Origin of the sequence: Blastococcus sp. CT_GayMR16 (assembly GCF_004570875.1) — a bacterium.
In the GTDB taxonomy this organism is placed as follows: Bacteria; Actinomycetota; Actinomycetes; order Mycobacteriales; family Geodermatophilaceae; genus Blastococcus_B.
Genome location: NZ_SPQK01000016.1, coordinates 52,553 through 70,100, shown reverse-complemented (window position 1 = coordinate 70,100; position 17,548 = coordinate 52,553). Strand labels below are relative to the sequence as shown.

Genomic DNA, 17,548 nt, shown 5'->3' with positions numbered 1-17,548 from the left:
CGGTCCGTACGGCCCGGTTCCCCGGCGACTGGGGCAGGATGAACCCGTGATCAAGACCCCGCTGACCCGCTGGTTCGACCTGACGACGCCGATCATCGGCGCGCCGATGGCAGGCGTGTCCGGCGGCGCGCTGGCGCGGGCGGTGTCGCTGGGCGGCGGTCTCGGGATGATCGGCGTCAGTGGTGCGACCACCGCCGAGTTCCTGACCGAGCAGTGCGCGATCCCCGCCGATGCCGAGGTGCCCTTCGGCGTCGGGCTCATGGCGTGGGTGCTCGACGACCGGCCCGACCTGCTCGAGGCGACCATCGCCGCGCAGCCCGGCCTCGTCTCGGTGTCGTTCGGCGACCCCGGGCCCTGGGTCGGCCCCCTGCACGACGCGGGGATCGCGGTCGCCGCCCAGGTGAACACGGCCGCCGACGTCGGCCGGGCCGTCGACGCGGGAGTCGACGTCGTGGTGGCGCAGGGCACGGAGGCCGGCGGGCACACCGGCCGGCGGGCCACGCTGCCGCTGCTGCAGGAGGTGCTCACGCTGACCGACCGGCCAGTGGTCGCCGCCGGGGGCATCGCCACGGGCGCCGGGATGGCCGCGGTCCTCGCGGCCGGTGCCGCCGGGGTGTGGATCGGGACGCCGCTGCTCGCCTGCACCGAGGCGCTGAACTCCCCCGCGGCGCGGGCCCGGGTGCAGGCGGCCGCCGGCGACGACACGGTGCTGACCCGCGCCTTCGACGTCGCCCAGCGGCTGGCGTGGCCGGACCGGTGGCCGGGCCGGGCACTGACCAACGAGTTCAGCCGGACCTGGCACGGCCGCGAGGACGAACTGGCCCGCGATCTGGAGGCCAGCCGCCGCGTGGTCGAGGCCAGGCGCACCGACGACCTCGACCAGGCGCCGCTGTATGCGGGCGAGTCGGTCGGCCTGGTCACGACCGAGCGGTCGGCGACCGACGTCGTCCGCGATCTGGACGCGGCCGCCGAGAAGGCGCTGCGGGCGGTGCCACGGCTCCTGGGCTAGACGGCGCAGCTGTCGTCGGTGCAGCCCTCGGCGGCGGGCACGGTGCTGGGGCTGCTGCCTGACCTCGCAAGCTCGATCAGGTGCGGGTTGGCCTCGGCCCAGGCGCGCTCCAGGATCTGGAGCAGCAGCTCGGCCGGCTGGGCACCCGCGGCGCCGTACTTGCGGTCGACGACGAAGAACGGGACACCGGTCGCGCCGAGGGCCTGCGCGGTGGCGCCGTCCTCGCGGACCGCGGCCAGGTAGCGGCGGTCGGCCAGCGCCTCGCGGACCTCGGCCTCGTCCAGCCCGACCTCGGCGGCGAAGGGCACCAGCGAGTCGACGTCGAAGACCGAGCGCCCCTCCTCGAAGTAGGCGTGCAGCAGCCGCTCCTTGAGCTGGTTGCGCAGGCCGTGCTCGGCGGCGAGGTGCAGCAGCTGGTGGGCGAGCAGCGTGTTGCCGCTGATGCCGCCGGTCAGGTGGTACTCCAGGCCCTCCTCGGCGGCGACCTGCTCGACCTGCTCCATCATCGGGCGCATCTCGTCGACGCCGCGGCCGTACTTGGCAGCGAGGGCCGGCAGCGTCGGGTGCGTCGTCCCTTCGGGAGCGCTCGGGTCGAGCTGGAAAGAACGCCAGACGACCTCGACCTGGTCGCGGTGGGGGAACTTCTCGAGGGCGCTCTCCAGGCGGCGCTTGCCGATGTAGCACCAGGGACACACGACGTCGGACCAGACCTCTACCTGCATGACTCCAGCCAACTTCGGTGAGCCTTCAAGCATTCCGCCGCTCACTTCCCTCTCGGTCGGTGGGCCTGGGCCCGCGCCTGCCCGTCGCCGGCCGTCGGGTCGAGGAAGACGTAGCGGACCCCCTCGTGCCGGGCAACCAGCCGGCGCTCCGCCTCGTCGGAGATCCGCTCGATGTCGCCGGCGCTCGCGTCGTCGTCGAAGTCCACCTTCGCGGCGACCAGCAACTGGGCCGGGCCGATGACCGACGTGAGCAGGAACGGCACGTCGACGACGTGGTCGAGGGCGGCGATCTCCTTCTTGAGCTCGGCCTCGATCCGGGGCGAGACCGACTGTCCGATCAGCAGCGAGACGTTCGCGCGGGCGAGCACCGTCGCCACGACGATGAGCAGGATGCCGATGACCATGGCCGAGAGGCCGTCCCACAGCGGGTCGCCCGTCATCTGCTCCAGGAACAGGCCCAGCGCCGCGAGGACCAGCCCGACGAGGGCCGCGCTGTCCTCGAAGGTGACCGCCTTGACCGTGGTGTCCGTCGTCCCGGCCAGGTACTGGCCCGGGGTCACCCGCCATCTGCGCGCCGCGCCGCGGACCTGCCGGACCGCCTTCCTGAGCGAGCTGGCCTCGAGTACGAAGGAGACCGCCAGGACGATGTAGGAGATCAGCGGGTCGCCCTGCTCCTCGCCGCCCAGGATCGTCTGCACACCCTGCACGATCGAGAAGCCGGCCCCGACGCCGAACGTCGCCAGGGCGGCGAGGAACGCCCAGAAGTAGGTCTCGCGGCCGTAGCCGAACGGGTGCCGGGCGTCCGGCGCGCGGTCGCCCCGCTTGAGCGCGATGAACAGCAGCACCTCGGTGACCGTGTCGGCCAGCGAGTGGGCCGCCTCCGACAGCATCGCGGAGGAATGGCTGATCAGGCCGCCGATGAGCTTCGCGACGGCGATCGTCAGGTTCACGATCCCGGCAAGGACGACCGTGCCGGTCGACTCCCCGCCCGACGACTCTTCGGTCTTCCCCGCCGGTTCCGTCACGGACGACCCGGTGCCCCGGGACGGCGCGAGCCATGCGCGCCGTCCCCCAGGCGTTGGCCTTCAGTCGGCCACTGTGCCGCCCGAAACGGCTAGCTGAGGGACGACGCCCTACCTCATCGCACGCCGACGAGGTCGACGACGAAGACCAGGGTGGCCCCGGGCTTGATGACGCCGCCCGCGCCGCGATCGCCGTAGGCCTTGTGCGACGGGATCGTGAGCCGGCGGCGGCCGCCGACCTTCATGCCGGTGATGCCCTCGTCCCAGCCCTGGATGACCATGCCGACACCCAGCCGGAACTCCAGCGGGTCGCCGCGGTCCCAGGACGCGTCGAACTGCTCGCCGCCCTCGTGCGTGACGCCGACGTAGTGCGCGCTGACCAGGCTGCCGGGGGTGGCCTCGGGTCCGTCGCCGACGGTGATGTCCTCGATCACGAGGTCGTCCGGCGCGGGCCCCGTGGGGGGCTCGACGTCCGGTCGGCTCAGCTCGGCCACGGTTCTCCCTCCCGCGCCGGGGCGATCCCGGCGTCGTCCGTCCATCCAAGCAGCGGCGGCCGGACCCCGCCGGGCCGCCTCAGACGCGGTCGAGCTGCTGCTCGTCCTCCGGCGTGGGCTCGGCCGGGACGTCGAGGGGGTGGGCGAGCTCGTCGGCCGGGAGGTGAGCGGCCACGATCGCCACGACGGCCATGAGGGTCGGTGCCAGACCGGCGACGAGGAAGGTCGCGGTCAGGCCGATGACCTCGCTGACCGTGCCGGCGAGCGCCATCGACAGGGGCATGAAGCTCAGCGACACGAAGAAGTCGAGGCTGGACACCCGGCCGAGCAGGGCCGGTGGGACGCGGCGCTGGAGCAGCGTTCCCCAGATGACCATGCCCGCCTGGAAGGTCGCGCCCATGACGGCGCCGGCCGCGATCATCACCCAGAGGTCGGACCGGAAGCCGAACACCACCAGCGGGATGCACCCCAGCCCCCACAGCAGGTTCATGACCGTGAGGTAGCGCCGGGGCAGCCGGAACGAGGCGACCACCAGCGAGCCGACCGCACCGCCGACGCCGAACGCGGCCAGCACGTACCCGTGCTGGGTGGGCCCGCCCCCGGCGTCCTTGATGGCGAACGGGACCAGGACCTCGAGGGGTCCGATGAAGACCAGCAGCATCAGCGACGCGAACAGCAGCGTCGCGAACAGCCACGGCGTGCGCACCATGTAGACGAAGCCTTCGCGGACGTCGGCGAGCAGGCCGGTCGTCTCCTCGCCGTCCGCGGGCAGGTCGCGGCGGACGGGGGTCGTCGACAGGCCCCACAGGCACGCCGCCGCCAGCAACGAGGCCGCTGCCGTGGCGGCGAGGGCCGCGCCGGGAGACAGCGCGGCCACCAGGAACCCGGCCGCGGCCGGTCCGGCCGCGTTCTGCAGCAGCGGCCGGACCATGCCCTCGAGGCCGTTGACCGCGAGCAGCTCACCTTCGGGGACGAGTGCCGGCACGAGCGCCGAGTACGCCGGGTAGTAGAGCCCCATCGCCAGCCCGCTGACCAGGGCCGCCCCCGCCAGGTGCCACAACTGGAGGGCGCCCGCGAGGGACAGCGCGGCGATCAGGGCCATCGTCGTGCCCTGCAGCAACTCGGTCGCCAGCAGGATGCGCCGCTGCGGGATGCGGTCGGCCAGCGCTCCACCCAGCAGGGTGGTCGCGAGCATGCCGCCGGCGGCCAGTGCGGCGACCAGCGACAGCGCCGCGGGCCCGCCGTCCAGCGCCACAACCTGCCAGACGACCGCGACCGCCCAGAGCCCGGCCCCCAGCAGCGAGAGCGCCATCGACGCCACGAGCAGGCGGTACTGGGTGTGCCGCAGGGGCGACAGCGCCCTGGGCAGGCTGGTCATGGGTGTCCTCCGGGAGTCGTCGTCCCATGGTGGGTGACGGGTAGGACAGGACGCATCCGATTTCGCGGGGGGCGCACCGGCCTGGTGCCGGTGTCGGTCCCCCGCACTAGCGTCCAGTCCATGCTCGACCACCTGGCACTGCAGTGCGCGGACGTCGACGCCGCGGCCGAGTTCTACGTCCGGGTGTTCGCCGCGTGCGGGATCCGCCAGGCCAGGCGCTTCGACCACCCCGAGGGCACGGTCGTCGCGCTGGCCGGCCCGGACGGGTTCCCGAAGCTGTGGTTCGGTCCGATGGAGGGCCCGGGCAATCGGCCGGTGCACCTCGCGCTGACAGCCCCGTCCCGGCGGGCCGTCGACGACGTCTTCGCGGCCGCGCAGGCAGCGGGCACCGAGATCCTGCACGAACCGCGGATCTGGCCGGAGTACCACCCGGGCTACTACGGGGTCTTCGTCCGCGATCCCGACGGCAACAACGTCGAGGCCGTGCACCACACCTTCCCCGCCTGATGGACCCGCAGCACGCGCCCTGGTGGGCCCGCGCAGTCGTCTACCAGGTCTATCCCCGGTCCTTCATGGACTCCGACGGCGACGGCATCGGCGATCTGGGCGGCGTCCTGCTGCGGCTGGACCACCTGGCCGACCTGGGCGTCGACGTCCTGTGGCTCTCGCCGGTGTACCCGTCGCCGCAGGCCGACAACGGCTACGACATCAGCGACTACCAGGACATCGACCCGCTGTTCGGCACGCTGGCCCAGCTGGACGAGTTGATCGCCGAGCTGCACCGGCGCGGGATGCGGCTGGTGATGGACCTCGTCGTCAACCACACCAGCGACGAGCACCCGTGGTTCGTGGAGTCCCGGTCGTCCGCGGCGTCCCCCAGGCGCGACTGGTACTGGTGGCGGCCACCCCGCGGCGGGTTCGCCGGCGGCGACCCGAGCGCGGAGCCGACCAACTGGCAGTCGTTCTTCTCCGGTCCCACCTGGGAGTACGACGAGGCGAGCGGTGAGTACTACCTGCACCTTTTCGACCGGAAGCAGCCCGATCTCAACTGGGAGAACACCGAGGTCCGGCAGGCGATCTACGCCATGATGCGGTGGTGGCTCGACCGCGGGGTCGACGGCTTCCGCATGGACGTCATCAACATGATCTCCAAGGACGTCGCGCCGGACGGCCACCTGCACGACGGGCCGCCGATCCACGGGAGCGCCCTCGGCGACGGGTCGGCGTCCTACCTGTGCGGCCCCCGGATCCACGAGTTCCTGCAGGAGATGCACCGTGAGGTGTTCGCCGGGCGCGACGCTGCCCTGCTGACCGTCGGGGAGATGCCGGGCGTCACCGTGGAGCAGGCGCGGCTGTTCACCGACCCGGCCCGTGCCGAGGTGGACATGGTCTTCCAGTTCGAGCACGTCGGCCTCGACCAGGGCAGCTCCAAGTGGGACCTCCGGCCGCTCCGGATGCGCGACCTCAAGGCGTCGCTCGGCCGGTGGCAGGCGGGCCTCGCCGACGTCGGCTGGAACTCCCTCTACTGGGACAACCACGACCAGCCGCGCGCGGTGTCCCGGTTCGGGGACGACTCCCCCGCCTTCCGCCGCGATTCCGCGACCTGCCTGGCCACGCTGCTGCACTTGCACCGCGGGACGCCGTACGTCTACCAGGGCCAGGAGATCGGGATGGCGAATTATCCGTTCACCTCCGTCGACGACTTCTCCGACGTCGAGTCGGTCAACCACTTCTCCTCGGAGATGGTCGCGGGCCATGACCCGACGGCCGTCCTCGCCGCGCTGCGCCGGATGAGCCGGGACAACGCCCGCACACCGGTGCAGTGGGACGACACCGAGCACGCCGGGTTCACCCTCGGGACGCCCTGGCTGCCCGTGAACCCCGACCACGGCGAGTGGAACGCGGCCGCGCAGCGCGACGACCCGGGATCCGTGCTCGCCCACTACCGGCGGCTGATCGCCCTGCGGCACGAGAACGACGTCGTCGCCCTCGGCGACTTCACGATGCTGCTGCACGAGCACGACCACGTGTACGCCTTCACCCGCACCCTCGACGGCAAGGTGCTGCTGGTCGTCTGCAACGTCAGCCGGACGCCGTATCCCCTGGCCGGGCTGCTGCCGCAGGCGCTGGGTGCCGAGCTCGTGCTGGGCAACCTGCCGGACGCCGGGGACACCCTGCGCCCGTGGGAGGCGCGGGTCCTGCGCGTCGCCTGAGCGGAGTGTCGGCGCGTCCGGGTTGACTCTCGACCAGGTCGAGGCCCGACGGTCGAGCACGTGGAGGAACACGTGCGCGGGATCGGTCAGATGGCCCGCGAGTGCGGGCTGACGGTGAGCGCCCTGCGGTTCTACGACGGCGCCGGCGTGCTCGTGCCGGCCCGGGTGGACCCGCACAGCAACTACCGCTGGTACGCCGACGACCAGGTCGTCACCGCGCGGCTCGTCGCCCGGCTGCGTCGCGTCGGCATGCCGCTGGCCGACATCTGCCGGGTGCTCGAGCACCGCCGGGACCGCCCGGTGGTCGACGGGATCCTCCAGGCGCACCTGACGCGCCTGGAGGAAGGCCTGGACGACGCCCGCCGTGAGCTCTCCGCGACCCGATCCCTACTCGACCAGGAGAGCCCGATGACCGCCGTCCCCAGCCCGAGCCGCATCACCACGACCGCCGAGGAACTGGGCACCGCCCTGCGCGCCGTCCGCTACGCCGTGAGCACCGACGCCGAACTGCCCATGCTGACGGGAGTCCTCCTCGACGTGGACGGCGACGCCGTCCGGCTGGCCGCCAGTGACCGTTACCGGCTGGCCGTGTCCACGCTCGCCGGTGCCGGGGTCAGTGGGCCGCCGGTGAGCGCGATCGTCCCGGTGACGCTCGTGGACGAGCTGCTCGCAGTGCTCGGCGACGACGCCGGCCCGGTCGCGATCACCGTCACCGGCGACGACCTCACCGTCGAGACCGGCGGCCACACCGTGCGCGGCCGACGGCTCGACCACGACTTCCCGGACTACCGCCGGCTGCTGCGCGGCAGCGCCACGCACCGCGTGGACGTCGATGCCGCCGCGCTCCGGGCGGAGCTGGCCGCCGCAGCCACCCGCGTCGTCCGCGGGGAGGAGGCCGGGAGCGAGCAGGAGGTGTCCGTTCTCAGCCTCGGGCGCGACGGCGGGGTGAGCTTCGCGTCCGAGACCGCGGGGGTCCTCGAGATGGGGGTGAACCGGGAGTTCCTGCTGGAGGCCCTCGACGCCGGCGGCCCCGGTCAGCTGGTCCTCGAGCTCGACGGCCCCATCGCACCGCTGGCGATCCGGGTCCCGGGCCGGGCCGGCGACGTCAGCATGCTCATGCCGATCCGCCTGGGCTGAGGCTTCGGACCACTGTGCGCTGATCGTGGTGATGAGCCGGCCATCACCACGATCAGCGCACAACCGTCAGGTCAGCGGGCTCCGGGGCAGCAGGCGGTCGCTGATGATCCGCTTCTGGATCTCGCTGGTGCCCTCGAAGATCGTGGTCAGCCGGGCGTCGCGCCAGTGCCGCTCGACCTGCCGCTCGGTGGTGTAGCCGTTCCCGCCGTGCAGCTGCATGGCCTGGTTGGTCACCCGCACCGACATCTCGGTGGCCTCGAGCTTCACCATCGACGCCTCCTTCTCGCAGGGGACGCCGAGGTCGAGGAGGTGTGCCACCTGCCGGTAGAAGGCGCGGGACTGCTCGATCTGCGCGGCCATCTCGGCGACGTTGAACCGCAGTGCCTGGAAGTCGCCGATCGGGTGGCCGAACTGCTCGCGCTCCTGCAGGTAGACGATCGAGTCCTCCAGGGCGGCCCGGGCGAGGCCGACCGCGCGCGCAGCGGTGTGCACCCGCGCGGTGTTGAGGAACTTCTGCGCCTCGGCGAAGCCGGCCCGCTTGGCGTCGTCGCCCTCCTCGTCGCTGGCCGCGGCCTCGTCGATGACGTTGCCCGCGGGGATCCGGACGCCGTCGAAGGTCAGGTCCCAGGTGAGGAAGCCGTGATACCCCACCTTGTCGATCGGATAGCCGGACAACCCCTCGGGGAACTCGCCCCGCTTCTTCTCCAGCAGCAGGTTGACCAGGCCCTTCGAGCGGGACTCGCCCTCCTCCGGGTCCCGCTCGCGCACCAGCACCTGGATGAAGTCGGCGGCCTTCGCGTTGCCGCACCAGCGTTTGCGCCCGGTGACCACCCACTCGTCGCCGTCGAGCACCGCGCGGGTCGAGACCCCGGCCAGGTCGGAGCCGGCATCGGGCTCGGACAGCGCGATCGCGCCGATCCAGTCGCCGCGCGCGCTGCGGGCGAGCAGGTCGTTCCGCTTGGCCTCCTCGGGCACCGCCGTCCCGAGGCCCTGGGAACGGGCCAGGATGCTGGCCGTCGACATCCAGGCGCGGGCCAGCTCCTCGCTGACCATGCAGTACTCGAAGACGCCGAGGCCGAGGCCGCCGTGCTCGGCCGGGACGGTGATGCCGAAGTAACCGAGCTCGGCCAGCCGGTTGAGCAGGGACGCCGGGATCTCGCCCTTCTGCGGGTCGAGCTCGTTGGCGACCGGCAGCACCTCGTCCATCGCGAACCGGCGCGCCTGCTGCTGCAGCTCCTCCCGCTCCTGGGTGTGCCACGGGGGGAGGAGCACCGGAGGCTCGGGCTGCCAGATCTCGTTGTCGCTCGACGTCATCGTCGGCTCTCTCCTCGGCGTGGCATCAGGGTCGGACGGCAGCGTGATCACGTACACCTTGGTGGCTGGACATGCCCTCCGCACACCAGGGTCATCCGCCCAGGTGAGCAAGGCCACGACCTAGGGTCGATGCGTGAGCGTCCCTGGCATCGACGTGCCCGACTCCCGCGGCCGCACCGGGCTGGACCAGGTCGGCCGCGACCTGACCGGCAATCCCGACGTCGTCGTCCGCGATGTCGAGCTCCTGGCGAGTGGCTGGCACGTGCTCCGGCGGACGACGCTCGAGCGGCGCCGTCCCGACGGCACCTGGACCACCGAGCAGCGCGAGACCTACGACCGGGGCAACGGCGCCACGCTGCTGCTGTACGACGTCGCCCGGCGCACGGTCCTGCTCAGCCGCCAGTTCCGCTTCCCCGCCTACGTCAACGGCCATCCGGACGGGATGCTGCTGGAGGCCGCCGCCGGCCTGCTGGACGACGAGTCACCGGAGGACGCCGTCCGCCGCGAGGTGGAGGAGGAGCTCGGCGTCACCGTCGGTGCGGTGGAGCACGTGTTCGACGTGTGGATGAGCCCGGGCTCGGTGACCGAGCGGCTGCACTTCTTCGCCGCCCCCTACAGCCCGGCCGACCGCACCGGCGACCGCGGCGGAGTCGCCGACGAGGGCGAGGACATCGAGATCGTCGAGCTCGACATCGATGAGGCCCTGGACATGATCGACGACGGCCGGATCGCCGACGCCAAGACGATCATGCTGCTGCAGTGGGCGGCGCTGCGCGGACCGTTCAGGAGCTAGCGCGCTCCTTGGCCAGGGCGATGTAGTGGTCGACCAGCGAGGCGTCGTCCACGGCCCCGGCGTTGACCGCCTTGGCGGGGTCGACCCCCTGGAACAGCCGCTTGAGCGGCACCTCCAGGCGCTTGCCCGTGCGGGTGTGGGGGACGCCGGGGACGGCGATGATCTCGTCGGGCACGTGCCGCGGGCTGGCCTGCTCGCGGATCGCCGTCCGGATCGTGCCGATCAGCTCGTCGGTGAGCTCCTCGCCCGGCGCCAGCTGAACGAACAGCGGCATCCAGTAGCCGCCGTCGGGCTGCTCCACCCCGAGGACCACGCAGTCGAGGACGGCGGGGATCGCCTCGACGGCCGCGTAGATGTCGGCCGTCCCCATGCGCACCCCGCCGCGGTTGAGCGTGGAGTCCGACCGACCGGTGATGATGCAGGTGCCGCGGTCGGTGATCTCCAGCCAGTCGCCGTGCCGCCAGACCCCGCGCCACGGCTCGAAGTACGCCTCCCGGTAGCGGCTGCCGCGCGGGCCAGGAGGAGCGTCGTTCCAGAAGTACAGCGGCATCGAGGGCATCGGCTCGGTGACCACCAGTTCGCCCAGCTCGCCCACGACCGGCTCGCCGGCCTCGTTCCAGGACGCCGCCGCGACGGCCAGCATCGGCCGCTGCAGCTCTCCCGCCGTCACCGGGAGCAGCGGCGAGCTGCCGATGAAGCCGGTCGCGATGTCGGTGCCGCCCGACAGCGACCCGAGCAGCACGTCGGGCTTCACGGCGTCGTAGACCCAGTAGTAGGCCGCGGAGGGCAGCGGCGAGCCGGTCGAGCCGATGCTGCGCAGCGCCGCGAGGTCGTGGGTGTCACCCGGCCGGATGCCGGCCTTCTCGCAGGCACTCAGATAGCCGGCACTCGTGCCCAGGTAGGTCATGCCGGTGCGCGCGGCCAGCGCGAACTGCGCGTCGATCGAGGGGTAGGCGGGTGCGCCGTCGTAGACGATCAGCGTCGCGCCGGTGAGCAGCCCCGACGTGGCGATGTTCCACATGATCCAGGCGGTGGAGGCGTACCAGAACAGCCGGTCGCCGACGCCGACGTCGATGTGCAGGGCGATCTGCTTGCGCTGCTCCAGGACGACGCCGCCATGGCCGTGCACGATGCCCTTGGGCAGCCCGGTCGTGCCCGAGGAGTAGACGATCCACAGCGGGTGGTCGAACGGCAGCGCCTCGAACGACGGCGTCTGCTCGTCGGCGACGGCCTCCGACCACGCGAGGGCGCCGTCGGGCACCTCCTCGGGAAAGAGGCGTGGAACGGCGATCGTCGTCCGCACGGTCGGGAGCGAGGCCCGCAGCTCGGTGACGACGTCCCGGCGGTCGTACTCCTTGCCGTTGAACCGGTAGCCGTCGACGGCGATCAGCACGGTGGGCTCGATCTGGGCGAACCGGTCGAGCACGGCGCGGGTGCCGAAGTCGGGCGCACAGGAGGACCAGACGGCACCGAGTGACGCCGCACCGAGGAAGGCGATCACCGCCTCGGGCACGTTGGGCAGGTAGCCGGCCACCCGGTCGCCGCGCTGGACGCTCAGGCTGCGCAGCGTCGCGGCGAACGCGCCGACCTGGCCGGCCAGCGTCGCCCAGGAGATCTCGATCGGTTCCGCGTCCTCGGCCACCGCGATGAGAGCCGGGTGCTCGTCGCCTGAGTTGCGCAGCACCTGTTCGGCATAGTTGATCGTCGTGCCGGGGAACCAGACGGCACCGGGCATGCTCCGGTCGGTCAGCACCCGGTCGTCGGGGACGTCGGGCAGCACCCCGGTCCAGGTGGCGAGATCGCCCCAGAACTGGTCCAGATGGTCGACCGACCACCGCCACAGCAGGTCGTAGTTGGTGGGGTCGCCGAAGGAGAGGTCGCGCCGTTGCTCGACCCAGGTGGCGAACTCGGCCAACCGGGTGGCGCGGATGCTCTCGGGGGTCGGCCGCCAGAGTTCCTCGGGAACGTCGATCACGTCCGCACCATGCCATCCTGTGCCGACGCCGACCACGGCACGCCGACCACCAGCGCAGGAGCCTCCCGTGCAGCCCGATCCACCGGACGAGCGGAACGTGCTGGGCGGCCCGCTGGAGCCCTGCGGCTCGGACCCGGTGACCGGCTTCTACCGGGACGGGCACTGCAGCAGCGGACCCGAGGACGCCGGCTCGCACACCGTCTGCGCCGTCGTCTCGGCCGACTTCCTCACGCTGCAGCGCGACCTGGGCAACGACCTGTCCACCCCGCGGCCCGAGTACGGCTTCCCTGGCCTGAAGCCCGGTGACCGCTGGTGCGTCGTCGCGGTCCGCTGGCTGCAGGCCTACCAGGCGGGCGCGGCGGCGGGCGTCGTCCTGGCGGCCACGAACGCCCGGGCGCTGGAGATCGTGCCGATCGAGGCGCTGCGGCAGAACGCCGTCGACGTCCCGGACGACGTCAGCGGCCTGGAGTGAGGGCTAGGCGCGCCACCACATCTTCCAGCGCTTGGCGTAGGACCCGTTGGGGGTGCGGCACCAGCCGTCCCGCTCGAAGCGGTCGATGGCGTCGCTCCACAGCAGGTAGCGGTCGGTCCACGTGCAGTTGGCGTAGAAGGTGTAGCTCGTCGCGGTGCCGTTGAAGCCGGTCGCGACGTGGCTGATGTAGGTGATCCGGTTCGGGACGACGCCCTGCACGTCCGCCCCGCCGTCCTCCTCCGGCACGGCCAGGTCCGGCCCCGCCTCCTGGGTCTGCTCGCGCAGGAGCTCGGGGGTGATCCAGTCGACCTCCTCGACTCCGACGTCGAGCGCCTCGGCCGTTCTCCGGACCGCCTCGGCCAGATCGGTCTCCTCGTCCGCGTGCGTCATTGCCGCTCCTCCCCCTCGTGCTGCCGACCGCAGCGCGGCCATGGTCCAGCACGGGTTCCCGCCTGAACAGGGAAACGGCGACGGCCGGCCACAGGGAATGAACCGCCCGCGGCCGAGCGCTCCCGAGGCATGAGCGATCTCCTGGACCTGCCCCTGACCACGCTGGACGGCGAGCCGACCACGCTCGGCGCACTGACCGGTGGCCGCGCCGCCCTCGTCGTCAACGTCGCCAGCAAGTGCGGGCTCACCCCGCAGTACGGCGCGCTCGAGGCGCTGCAGAAGGAGTACGCCGACCGGGGGTTCACCGTGATCGGCGTCCCGTGCAACCAGTTCAAGGGCCAGGAGCCGGGCAGTGCCGAGGATATCGCCGAGTTCTGCTCCGCGACCTACGGCGTCACGTTCCCGATGACGGACAAGGTCGAGGTGAACGGCGGCGACGCACACCCGCTCTACCAGCGGCTCACCGCGGCGCCGGATGCGGCGGGCGAGGCCGGCGACGTGCAGTGGAACTTCGAGAAGTTCCTGCTCGACGGCTCCGGCGAGGTCGTCGGCCGGTTCCGGCCCATGACGCTGCCCGACGCCCCCGAGGTGCGGTCCGCGATCGAGGCGGTCCTCCCCGCCTGACCGGACGGCGCAGGTCCCAGCACGGACGGGGATAGGTAAGGTAAGCCTTCCTTATCTCCCGCCTGCTGCCTCCGGAGCTGCCCGTGACCGCCGCGCTCGAGGCACCCGCGGTCCGGGTCCCCGCCCGGAACAGGCGCAGCCGGCGGCTGGTCTGGCTGGCGGTCCTGCTCGCCCTCGTCCTCGCCGCGGCGCTCGCCAGCATCGCCGTGGGCACCCGCTCGATCGGGCTCGGCGAGGTCTGGCGCGCCCTGTTAGACGGCGACCTGGGCACCGAGGAAGCGGTGATCGTCCGCCAGCTGCGCGTTCCGCGGACGGCTCTCGGCCTGCTGGTCGGACTGGCCCTGGGCGTCGCCGGCGCCCTCATGCAGGGGCACACCCGCAACCCGCTCGGTGACCCCGGGCTGCTCGGGGTCACCGCCGGCGCCTCGCTCGCCGTCGTCCTGGCGATCGCCTGGTTCGGGATCGGGACGCCGTCCGGCTACGTCTGGTTCGCCTTCGCCGGCGCCCTGGCCGGCACGGTGCTCGTCTACGCGATCAGCTCGGCCGGTCGCGGCGGTGCGACACCCGTCACCCTCGCGCTCGCCGGGGCCGCCCTCTCCGCACTGCTGTACGCCTTGGTGCGCGCCGTGCTGGTGAGCGACCAGCAGACCCTCGACAGCTTCCGGTTCTGGGTCGTCGGGGCGCTCGCCGGCCGTGGCGCCGAGGTCTCCTGGCAGGTGGGGCCCTTCATCGCCGTCGGGCTCGTGCTCGCGGTCGCCAACGCGCCCGCGCTGAACCTGCTCGGTCTCGGTGAGGACGTCGCCCGCGGGCTGGGTCAGCGGATCTGGCCGGCCCGCGTCGTGGGGCTCGGCGCGATCACCCTGCTGTGCGGGGCCGCGACCGCCGCCGCGGGACCGATCGCCTTCGTCGGGCTCGTCGTCCCGCACGCGGTCCGCGCGATCACCGGCCCCGACCACCGGTGGCTGATCCCGTGCTCGGGCCTGCTCGGGGCCGCCCTGCTCCTCCTCGCCGACGTCCTCGGCCGGATCGTCGCCCGCCCGGGCGAGCTGCAGGTCGGCATCGTGCTGGCGCTGGTCGGCGCCCCGTTCTTCATCGTGCTCGTCCGCCGCCGCCGGACCGCGGGCCTGTGACCGCGCGGACGACGGTCCGGCTCGGACCCGTCTCCGGCATCGTCCGGTGGCGGCAGCTGGTCGTGCCGCTCGCGGCCCTCGCCCTCCTGGTGCTGCTGTCGGCGGTGAGCCTGGGCCGGGGCGACTTCCCGATCGCCATCGGCGACGTGCTGCGCACCCTGGCCGGACTCGGCGAGCAGGCGCAGGAGTTCATCGTCCTCGAGCTCCGGGCACCGCGGATCGTCGTCGGACTGCTCGTCGGGCTCGCGCTCGGCATCGCCGGCGCGCTGTTCCAGACCTTCGCCCGCAATCCGCTGGCCTCCCCGGACGTCCTCGGCATCACCCAGGGCGCGTCGGTCGGGGCGGTCGCCGCCATCGTGCTCAGCGGGGGCGCACTCGGCGGGCTGGGGGTTCCGGTGGCCGCACTGGCCGGCGCCCTGCTCACCGGCGGGCTGCTGTTCGTCCTCACGTGGCGGGCCGGGATCGACGGCTACCGGCTGGTGCTCATCGGCATCGCCCTCTGGTCGGCCATGGCCGCGCTCACCGACTGGCTGCTCACGAACGCCGAGATCCACGACGCGGCCGCGGCCTACGTGTGGATCACCGGCTCGCTCAACGCCCGCACGTGGGACAACGCCGTCCCCCTCGCGCTGTCGCTCGTCGTCCTCGTGCCGCTCGCGCTGGCCGCGAGCCGCGTGCTCGGCGTCCTGCAGTTCGGCGACGACACCGCGCGCGGCCTGGGCGTCCGGCTGCCGCTCGCCCAGGCGGCGGTCGTCCTGGTCGCGGTGGGACTGGTCGCCACCTCGGTCGCGGCCGCCGGGCCGATCACCTTCGTCGCGCTGGTCGTCCCGCAGATCGCCGTCCGGCTGACCGGAGGGTCGCGGCCGCCGCTGCTGGCCTCCGGACTGCTGGGCGCGGTGCTCGTGGTGGGCGCGGACCTGGTCACCCGGACCCTGCTCCCCCAGGCCCTGCCCGTCGGCATCCTCACCGCCGCCATCGGCGCCCCGTACCTGCTCTGGCTCCTCGTCCGCGGAAGGCGGCGATCCACCCTGTGACGATCGACATCAGGAGCGGACCGATCCGTCTCGCGGCCGAGCACCTCCGGCTCGCCTACGACGAACGCGTGGTCGTCGACGACCTCGACCTGGAGCTCACCGAGGGGTCGTTCACCGCGATCGTCGGCCCCAACGGCTGCGGGAAGTCCACCCTGCTGCGGGCCCTCGGCCGCCTGATGCGCCCCGCCTCGGGCCAGGTGCTGCTGGACGGACGGGCGATCGCGCGGACGCCGACCCGTGAGGTCGCCAAGGTGCTCGGGCTGCTGCCCCAGTCGCCGATCGCACCCGAGGGCCTCACCGTCGCCGACCTGGTCGCCCGTGGGCGGCACCCCCACCAGAGCTGGCTGCGCCAGTGGTCGAGGGACGACGAGGCGGTGGTCGCCGAGGCGCTGGCCTGGACCGACATGGCCGACCTCGCCGACCGCCCCGTCGACGCGCTCTCCGGTGGCCAGCGCCAGCGTGCCTGGATCTCGATGGCGCTGGCGCAGGGCACCGACCTGCTGCTGCTCGACGAGCCGACCACCTACCTGGATCTCTCCCACCAGATCGACGTCCTGGAACTGGTCGGCCGGCTGCACGCCGAGCGCGGTCGCACGGTCGTCGTGGTGCTGCACGACCTCAACCTGGCGGCGCGCTACGCCGAGCGGCTGGTCGCGATGAAGGACGGCGCGCTCGTGGCCTCCGGCACGCCCGACGAGGTGCTCACCGAGCAGCTGCTGGCCGACGCGTTCGATCTGGAGGCCCGGGTGCTGCCCGATCCGGTCGCCGGGACGCCGATGGTGGTGCCGGTCCGGCGACTGCGCTGACGCGGCTCAGCTCGACAGGGCCGCCGGCGTCTCGGGGAGGGACGTCGGCACCGGCGTCGCACGGGCGGTCTGGGCCAGCACGATCCCGGTGAGGACGACGATCCCGCCGGCCACCTGCCACCCGGTGAGCACCTGCTCGAGCCACAGCCACGCCACGATCGAGGCGAACACCGGCTCGATGGTCGCGACCAGGCCCGCCGCGGTCGGGGGAAGGTGCCGCAGCGCGGAGATCGACAGCCAGAACGGCACGATCGCGCCCAGGACGACGATCCAGGTCACCAGCATCCACAGCGGCACCTGCAGCGAGCCCACCGACACCGGCACCCGCTCGCCGAGCACCCCCGCGTCGAACAGCCACCACGGCGCGGCAGCGGCCCAGAAGAGCGCCGCCGCCACGAAGCTCCAGCAGGTGAGCGCCACCGGGTCGCGGGTGACGGTGCCGCGCTCCCCCATCAGGTAGTAGGTCGCGAGGCACAGCGCCGCGATCAGCGCCGCGCCCACGCCGATGGGGTCCAGCGATCCGCCGTCCTGCCAGATCTCGGCGACCAGCACCAGGCCGGACAGCGAGAGCAGCAGTGCGAGCCAGAGCCGGCTGCGCACCTTCTCGTGCCGCACCAGCCAGACGTAGAGGGCGATGAAGACGGGCGCGGTCATCTCGAAGACCAGCGCGATCCCGACCGGCATCCGGCCGATGGCGACGTAGTAGAGGAACTGGGTGAGCGCGACGCCGACGACGCCGAACACCGCCAGGAACGGGACCTCGCGCCAGGTGACGCGCAGCCGCTGCGGGGCGACGACCGCGAGGAGGACCAGCAGGCACACCGCCGCGCCGGTGCAGCGCAGGGCGGTGAGCCGGGTCGCGGAGATGCCCGCCTCCAGCGCCAGCGTGGAGACCGTGCCGTTGACGGCGAAGAGGCCGGCCCCGGCCAGCGTCAGGGCATAGCCGAGAGGGGGCCGGGCGACGCGGAGCACACCGGCAACGTAGTCCTCAACCATTGCCGAGACACCTACAGGGGGAGGAACGACGTGCGCCGC

18 protein-coding genes are annotated in these 17,548 nt (G+C 72.7%); 10 read left to right on the top strand and 8 right to left on the bottom strand.

All coding sequences use genetic code 11. The features are described from left to right. Positions 1–46: 46 nt before the first annotated feature. The gene (locus E4P38_RS16450; RefSeq protein WP_135133026.1) at positions 47–1,009 is read left to right on the top strand and encodes a nitronate monooxygenase; all 963 of its coding nucleotides are present in this window, start codon (positions 47–49) and stop codon (positions 1,007–1,009) included. Here the strand turns inward: E4P38_RS16450 and E4P38_RS16445 are convergent. The 4 genes from E4P38_RS16445 to E4P38_RS16430 all read right to left on the bottom strand — a co-directional run bounded on the left by E4P38_RS16445 (position 1,006) and on the right by E4P38_RS16430 (position 4,625). Then, on the bottom strand, positions 1,006–1,731 hold the full coding sequence (locus tag E4P38_RS16445; RefSeq protein WP_135133025.1) for a DsbA family oxidoreductase: 726 nt from the start codon (positions 1,729–1,731) through the stop codon (positions 1,006–1,008). The two genes, E4P38_RS16450 and E4P38_RS16445, sit on opposite strands and share 4 nt — an antisense overlap. A gap of 41 nt (positions 1,732–1,772) precedes the next feature. Beyond that, entirely contained in the window at positions 1,773–2,756 is a 984-nt protein-coding gene (locus E4P38_RS16440; RefSeq protein ID WP_135133024.1) for a cation diffusion facilitator family transporter, read from the bottom strand. Between the two features lie 113 nt (positions 2,757–2,869). Continuing rightward, on the bottom strand, positions 2,870–3,247 hold the full coding sequence (locus tag E4P38_RS16435; protein WP_135133023.1) for an FKBP-type peptidyl-prolyl cis-trans isomerase: 378 nt from the start codon (positions 3,245–3,247) through the stop codon (positions 2,870–2,872). Positions 3,248–3,326: 79 nt separating this feature from the next. Then, positions 3,327–4,625 carry an MFS transporter gene (locus tag E4P38_RS16430; RefSeq protein WP_135133022.1) on the bottom strand — a complete coding sequence of 433 codons (1,299 nt, stop codon included), beginning with the start codon at positions 4,623–4,625 and terminating at the stop codon, positions 3,327–3,329. A 120-nt stretch (positions 4,626–4,745) separates the two neighbouring features. On the opposite strand from E4P38_RS16430, the gene E4P38_RS16425 reads away from it, so the two are divergent. The 3 genes from E4P38_RS16425 to E4P38_RS16415 are packed head-to-tail and all read left to right on the top strand — an operon-like array spanning position 4,746 to position 7,975. Beyond that, on the top strand, positions 4,746–5,132 hold the full coding sequence (locus E4P38_RS16425) for a VOC family protein (protein ID WP_135133021.1): 387 nt from the start codon (positions 4,746–4,748) through the stop codon (positions 5,130–5,132). Then, positions 5,132–6,838 carry an alpha-glucosidase gene (locus tag E4P38_RS16420; protein WP_135133020.1) on the top strand — a complete coding sequence of 569 codons (1,707 nt, stop codon included), beginning with the start codon at positions 5,132–5,134 and terminating at the stop codon, positions 6,836–6,838. Before E4P38_RS16425 ends, E4P38_RS16420 begins: the two co-directional genes overlap by 1 nt. A gap of 60 nt (positions 6,839–6,898) precedes the next feature. Further along, positions 6,899–7,975 carry a MerR family transcriptional regulator gene (locus E4P38_RS16415; protein ID WP_209309148.1) on the top strand — a complete coding sequence of 359 codons (1,077 nt, stop codon included), beginning with the start codon at positions 6,899–6,901 and terminating at the stop codon, positions 7,973–7,975. 66 nt (positions 7,976–8,041) lie between these two features. On the opposite strand, the gene E4P38_RS16410 is transcribed toward E4P38_RS16415, so the two are convergent. Continuing rightward, on the bottom strand, positions 8,042–9,289 hold the full coding sequence (locus tag E4P38_RS16410; RefSeq protein WP_135133019.1) for an acyl-CoA dehydrogenase family protein: 1,248 nt from the start codon (positions 9,287–9,289) through the stop codon (positions 8,042–8,044). Positions 9,290–9,422: 133 nt separating this feature from the next. Between E4P38_RS16410 and E4P38_RS16405 the strand changes: the two genes are divergently transcribed. Next, a complete protein-coding gene (locus E4P38_RS16405) occupies positions 9,423–10,082 on the top strand; it encodes an NUDIX domain-containing protein (RefSeq protein WP_209309147.1) in 660 nt (219 codons plus the stop codon). On the opposite strand, the gene E4P38_RS16400 is transcribed toward E4P38_RS16405, so the two are convergent. After that, positions 10,072–12,057 (bottom strand): acetoacetate--CoA ligase, encoded by a 1,986-nt coding sequence (locus E4P38_RS16400; RefSeq protein ID WP_135133018.1) that lies wholly within the window; start codon positions 12,055–12,057, stop codon positions 10,072–10,074. The two genes, E4P38_RS16405 and E4P38_RS16400, sit on opposite strands and share 11 nt — an antisense overlap. Before the next feature lie 67 nt (positions 12,058–12,124). Between E4P38_RS16400 and E4P38_RS16395 the strand changes: the two genes are divergently transcribed. Then, on the top strand, positions 12,125–12,529 hold the full coding sequence (locus E4P38_RS16395; RefSeq protein WP_245161079.1) for a DUF2237 domain-containing protein: 405 nt from the start codon (positions 12,125–12,127) through the stop codon (positions 12,527–12,529). A gap of 3 nt (positions 12,530–12,532) precedes the next feature. On the opposite strand, the gene E4P38_RS16390 is transcribed toward E4P38_RS16395, so the two are convergent. After that, positions 12,533–12,919 carry a hypothetical protein gene (locus E4P38_RS16390; protein WP_135133016.1) on the bottom strand — a complete coding sequence of 129 codons (387 nt, stop codon included), beginning with the start codon at positions 12,917–12,919 and terminating at the stop codon, positions 12,533–12,535. Positions 12,920–13,048: 129 nt separating this feature from the next. On the opposite strand from E4P38_RS16390, the gene E4P38_RS16385 reads away from it, so the two are divergent. The 4 genes from E4P38_RS16385 (at position 13,049) to E4P38_RS16370 (ending at position 16,513) form a co-directional block, all read left to right on the top strand. Further along, positions 13,049–13,543 (top strand): glutathione peroxidase, encoded by a 495-nt coding sequence (locus E4P38_RS16385; protein ID WP_135133015.1) that lies wholly within the window; start codon positions 13,049–13,051, stop codon positions 13,541–13,543. 83 nt (positions 13,544–13,626) lie between these two features. Then, a complete protein-coding gene (locus E4P38_RS16380; protein WP_245161078.1) occupies positions 13,627–14,673 on the top strand; it encodes an iron ABC transporter permease in 1,047 nt (348 codons plus the stop codon). Next, complete coding sequence (locus tag E4P38_RS16375; RefSeq protein ID WP_135133013.1) at positions 14,670–15,707, top strand: iron chelate uptake ABC transporter family permease subunit; 1,038 nt, start codon at positions 14,670–14,672, stop codon at positions 15,705–15,707. The genes E4P38_RS16380 and E4P38_RS16375 overlap by 4 nt, the downstream gene beginning before the upstream one ends. Then, positions 15,704–16,513 carry an ABC transporter ATP-binding protein gene (locus E4P38_RS16370; RefSeq protein ID WP_280791090.1) on the top strand — a complete coding sequence of 270 codons (810 nt, stop codon included), beginning with the start codon at positions 15,704–15,706 and terminating at the stop codon, positions 16,511–16,513. Before E4P38_RS16375 ends, E4P38_RS16370 begins: the two co-directional genes overlap by 4 nt. A 6-nt stretch (positions 16,514–16,519) precedes the next feature. Here the strand turns inward: E4P38_RS16370 and E4P38_RS16365 are convergent, their stop codons facing one another. Continuing rightward, positions 16,520–17,509: an EamA family transporter gene (locus E4P38_RS16365; RefSeq protein ID WP_135133012.1), complete on the bottom strand. Its 990-nt coding sequence runs from the start codon at positions 17,507–17,509 to the stop codon at positions 16,520–16,522. Between the last annotated feature and the right edge of the window lie 39 nt (positions 17,510–17,548).

Bases quoted from the DNA above. Each gene is read 5' to 3' on its own strand.
- E4P38_RS16445 (WP_135133025.1), bottom strand. From the start codon at position 1,731: ATGCAGGTAGAGGTCTGGTCCGACGTCGTGTGTCCCTGGTGCTACATC.
- E4P38_RS16425 (WP_135133021.1), top strand. From the start codon at position 4,746: ATGCTCGACCACCTGGCACTGCAGTGCGCGGACGTCGACGCCGCGGCC.
- E4P38_RS16430 (WP_135133022.1), bottom strand. From the start codon at position 4,625: ATGACCAGCCTGCCCAGGGCGCTGTCGCCCCTGCGGCACACCCAGTAC.
- E4P38_RS16365 (WP_135133012.1), bottom strand. From the start codon at position 17,509: ATGGTTGAGGACTACGTTGCCGGTGTGCTCCGCGTCGCCCGGCCCCCT.
- E4P38_RS16390 (WP_135133016.1), bottom strand. From the start codon at position 12,919: ATGACGCACGCGGACGAGGAGACCGATCTGGCCGAGGCGGTCCGGAGA.
- E4P38_RS16385 (WP_135133015.1), top strand. From the start codon at position 13,049: ATGAGCGATCTCCTGGACCTGCCCCTGACCACGCTGGACGGCGAGCCG.
- E4P38_RS16410 (WP_135133019.1), bottom strand. From the start codon at position 9,289: ATGACGTCGAGCGACAACGAGATCTGGCAGCCCGAGCCTCCGGTGCTC.
- E4P38_RS16420 (WP_135133020.1), top strand. From the start codon at position 5,132: ATGGACCCGCAGCACGCGCCCTGGTGGGCCCGCGCAGTCGTCTACCAG.